We start from the raw sequence: 4,704 nt of genomic DNA, 5'->3' as shown, positions 1-4,704 counted from the left end.
ATGCCATTGACTTCGTTAACGTTACCTTCTTAAGCACTAAACAGAACCCTGAAATGAACGTGACTGCCGATAAGGATATCATAACCGTCCGTGAAAACGTTACTTTCGTTGTTGAATTGCCTGAAGACGCTACCGGTAAGGTAAGCATCGGTCTCAAGATCGCTAACGTAACCAACGGTATCGCTACAGCCACTATTACCAGTTATATCACTGGTACTATTCCTGTTCCTGTTATCTATTATGGTGACGATAACTACACTATGGCAATAAAAATTTACAACTTAACCGTTAAAAAGGGTACAGAGGATGTCATTACTGCTCCTGACGTAACCAAATACTATAAAGGACCTGAAAGATTTGTAGTAAACGTTACAGATTACCAAGGCAATCCTTTAGCTAACAAAACTGTTGAAATCTTCATCAACAACGTTACCTACACAAGAACCACTGATGAAAACGGTACTGCAAGCATGGCTTTAGGATTAAATTCCGGAGTCTACAATGTAACCACTACTGTAGACAAGCAAAGTGTTGACTCTGTTGTAACCATTTTATCAACCGTAAACGGTACTGATGTTGTTAAAGTATACAGAAACGCAACCCAATACTACGCTACTTTCCGTGATACCCAAGGTAATTACTTAGCTGACGGAACTGAAGTTACCTTCAACATCAACGGTGTAATGTACAAACGTTACATTAATGGAACCGAAGGTAAAGCTAGGTTAAACCTCAACTTAGAACAAGGAACTTACATTATTACAGCTATTAATCCTGTAAACGGTGAAATGGCAGCAAACAACATTACTATATTGCCTAGAATTACTAATAATGAGAATTTAGTAAAATACTACAGAAACGATTCCCAATATTATGTGACCCTCATAGGTGATGACGGTAATCCTGTCGGTGCTGGTGAAACTGTTATATTCAACATTAACGGTGTATTCTACGAAAGACAAACCAACGAATCAGGTGTTGCAAGATTAAATATTAACCTTGAACCTGGTGAATACATTATCACTGCTGAATACAAGGAATGCAGAGTATCAAACAACATTACTGTATTGCCTGTATTGTCCGCCAGTGATTTAACCAAAAAATACGGTACTCCTGGTCAGTTCGTTGCAAATCTTGTTGACGGTCAAGGTAAACCATTTGCAAACGAAAAAGTTGAGTTCAACATCAACGGTGTGTTCTACTACAGAACAACCAACAGTACCGGTCAGGCTGCATTAAACATTAACTTAATGCCTGGTGAATACATCATAACTTCAAGTTATAATAGAGCCAGTATAGCAAACACTGTAAAAGTAGAAGCTTAAGAGAAGTAATCATTACTTCTCACTTTTTTATTTTTTAATGTAGATTAACCAATTAAGATATTAATTACTTGTTGCCATCCATTAAAATCCTTAAAGTAACCATCAATAAAAAGAGTAATAATTAATAAATGATACTGTTTTATCAACCACACATTCAATTAAATGCATGGAATTTTTTTGAAAAAAAAGTGAATGATAGAAGATAGAAATCAGTTTTCCAATCTTCTTTTAAATGAATTTGCGTGAGCAAAGAATCCTTCATATTCGGCTATAGGTACTGAAGTCTTTGATAACTCGGCCAAACCATCTTTAGTGATTCTTTGAACCGTAGGCTTTTTGATGAAGGCTTCTGTTGAAAGGCCGGAATACATTTTTGCTCCTCCTCCGGTAGGAAGAACGTGGTTTGTTCCGGATCCGTAGTCTCCTGCCGCAACAGGTGAATAAGGACCTAAAAATATTGATCCTGCATTATTGATGTGGCTTAGAGTTTCATCATCGTCTTTTGTGCATATGATTAGATGTTCGGGAGCGTATTCGTTTGTAACGTAAATGGCTTCCTCGAATGTGTCAGTGATAATAATTTTTCCGCTTTTTGACAATGATTCCTCTATTATTTCACGCCTTGGAGCATTTTCGGTCAATTTTAAAACAAATTCATCAGTTTTAATAGCCAAATCCTCGCTGTCTGTTACCAAAAAGCATGAAGCATTAGGGTCGTGTTCGGCCTGTGCCAAAATGTCGGTTGCCAGAAATTCAGGCTCTGCGCTTTCATCAGCTAAAATGAGCACTTCTGAAGGGCCTGCAGGAAACTCGATGTCCACCTGGCCGTAAACCAGTTTTTTGGCTGCGGTAACGAAAATGTTTCCCGGACCAACAATCTTTTCCACTTTAGGAATTGACTCTGTTCCGTAAGCTAAAGCTCCTATTGCCTGGGCTCCGCCAACCTTGTATATCTCGTCGGCTCCCGAAATGTCTGCCGCAACAAGAATCGCATCAAGGATTTTGCCGTCCTTCTGGGGAGGCGTTACGCAGACTACCTTTTCAACGCCTGCAATCTTTGCCGGAATTACGGTCATTAATATTGAAGACGGATAAGCTGCCCTTCCACCGGGAATGTAACATCCTGCAGAGTTTATAGGCCTTACGATTTGGCCTGCAGTAATTCCGGGATTAACTTCCATTTCCCACTGTTCAGGGATCTGCTTTTTGTGAAAGCTTTCAATGTTTGATGCGGCCTGTTTTAAGGCATCTGAAAGAGAATCATCCAGCGTATCGTAGGCTTCATCAATTTCCTGTGAAGAAACCTTCAAATCATCGATTAAAACACCGTCAAATTTCTCTGTATATGACTTTACCGCTTCATCGCCCTTTTCACGGACGTTGGCCAATATTTCAGAAACTGTATCCAAAACGTTGTTGACATCCTGTTCCGAACGTTTTATTGTTTCAAAAAGGTCAATTTCAGAGTATTTCAATATTTCCATTCTAACACTACCTTAGGATAGCGCCGCTGTCGGCGGATTGAACCAGTTTTTGATATATGGAAAGCCAGCCGTCAACATCGCTTTCAGGATGTTTCACGGTTTTTAACCTTTCGGCAATCTCTTCATCTGTCAGGTCCACGTTAATGGATCTGTTTTTGATATCAATTTCGATAATGTCACCGTTTTGCACCGCAGCAATAGGTCCTGACGCCATAGCTTCCGGTGAAACGTGTCCTATGCACGGTCCACGGGTTCCTCCTGAAAATCTTCCGTCAGTAATGAGTCCTACGTCCTTAATGCCCATTCCTGCAAGGGCTGAAGTTGCATTGAGCATTTCCCTCATTCCCGGACCTCCTTTCGGACCTTCATAGATGATTACGACAATGTCCCTTTCCTCTATTTCATGGTCGAATATTGCCTTTGTAACTTCCTCTTCGGAATGATAAACCTTTGCAGGTCCTTTAAGATGCATCAGTTCCTCTGCAACAGCTCCCTTTTTAACTACACTGCCGTTTGGAGCGATATTACCTTTAAGTATTGCGATTCCACCGTCTTCATGAACCGGATTTTCCAAAGTGCGGATTACTTCAGTATTCTTGTTTTCGACGTTTTCAAGATTTTCTTCAATCGTTTTTCCGGTTACCGTCAATGGGGCAGTGTCGATTTTATCTCCCAAAGTCTTTAATACGGCAGGAATTCCGCCAGCCAGGTGCAGATCCATCATCGTATCCTCGCCGGCAGGTGAGATTAATGCGATGTGTGGAACTTCACGGCTGATTTTATCGAAGAGTTCCAAATCAACGTCAATGCCTTCAACTTCACTTGCAATGGCCGGAATGTGAAGGGCAGTGTTTGATGAGCCGCCCAGCGCCATGTCTATTGCAATCGCATTGTTGAAAGCTTCCTGGATTAATATGTCTGACGGCTTGATGTCCTTTTCAACCAGTTCAATAATCTTTTTACCGGATTCGAATGCCATCTGATTGTTTTCTTCGGTGTTCGCATGGGTCGTGGCGCATAAAGGAAGGGATAATCCTAATGTTTCTGTAATACAGGCCATGGTATTGGCCGTAAAGAGTCCTGAACAGCTTCCTGCTCCAGGACAGGCACATTTTTCCATTTCATAAACTTCCTCTTCTGAAATTTTGCCTGCTGAATATTCACCGACAGCTTCAAAAACGGTAATCAAATCAGCGTTTTTTCCTTTATAATTGCCCGCTGCCATAGGTCCGCCGGTAACGACTATGCTTGGAATGTCTACACGGCATGCGCCCATAATCATTCCCGGAACAATCTTGTCACAGCTTGGAATCAGTACCAGTCCGTCAAAGGCGTGTCCTTTCGTCATGCTTTCTACGGTTGCGGCTATGATTTCTCTTGAAGGAAGGGAATACTTCATTCCTTCGTGATTCATGCTGATTCCATCACAGATAGCCATGGTGTCAAATTCGAATGGAACACCGCCGGCGGCTATTATGCCCTCTTTTACAAATTCAACGAGGTCTCTGAGGTGAATGTGGCCCGGAACAATGTCAGTAAAACTGTTTGCTATTCCGATAAATGGCTTTTCAAAATCATCATCACCTAATCCGCAGGCCCTCAAGAGAGACCTGTGGGGAGCCCTTTGAATTCCTTTTTTAATATTATCACTTTTCATCTAAATCGCCTACTAGTGTATAGATATGTAATTCATTAATATTTAATATATTTTGAAAAAATTTATAACTGATATCCGACAAAATATTATAATGACTATGAATGATAAATACCAATACCATTTCTTACCACGGCCTATTTTATAGGTCGTGGAATATAGCCTATCTTTTTTTATCATAATATTGCAAGAATACCCCAACATCTTCTAGGTTGGGGATGAATTGCACAATGGGGGGGGG

Annotated in this window: 2 protein-coding genes and 1 pseudogene; 1 reads left to right on the top strand and 2 read right to left on the bottom strand. The window is 40.8% G+C overall.

The window, feature by feature from the left end:
* Positions 1 to 1,325: pseudogene (locus F3G70_RS12190) on the top strand (Ig-like domain-containing protein); the annotation flags it as partial.
* 209 nt (positions 1,326 to 1,534) lie between these two features.
* Here F3G70_RS12190 and hisD read toward each other — a convergent pair.
* Both hisD and ilvD read right to left on the bottom strand, forming a co-directional pair.
* Positions 1,535 to 2,809: a histidinol dehydrogenase gene (gene hisD, locus F3G70_RS11870; protein ID WP_149732918.1), complete on the bottom strand. Its 1,275-nt coding sequence runs from the start codon at positions 2,807 to 2,809 to the stop codon at positions 1,535 to 1,537.
* A 7-nt stretch (positions 2,810 to 2,816) separates the two neighbouring features.
* A complete protein-coding gene (gene ilvD / locus F3G70_RS11865; RefSeq protein WP_149732917.1) occupies positions 2,817 to 4,466 on the bottom strand; it encodes a dihydroxy-acid dehydratase in 1,650 nt (549 codons plus the stop codon).
* Positions 4,467 to 4,704: the final 238 nt, after the last annotated feature.

The sequence above is a fragment of the Methanobrevibacter millerae genome, assembly GCF_900103415.1.
In the GTDB taxonomy this organism is placed as follows: Archaea; Methanobacteriota; Methanobacteria; order Methanobacteriales; family Methanobacteriaceae; genus Methanocatella; species Methanocatella millerae.
The sequence above is the reverse complement of the archived record's forward strand: the minus strand, read 5'-3'. Positions and strand labels throughout refer to the sequence as shown.

What these genes read in the sequence shown, in the direction of transcription:
- ilvD (WP_149732917.1), bottom strand. Translation starts at nt 4,466, where the DNA reads ATGAAAAGTGATAATATTAAAAAAGGAATTCAAAGGGCTCCCCACAGG.
- hisD (WP_149732918.1), bottom strand. Translation starts at nt 2,809, where the DNA reads ATGGAAATATTGAAATACTCTGAAATTGACCTTTTTGAAACAATAAAA.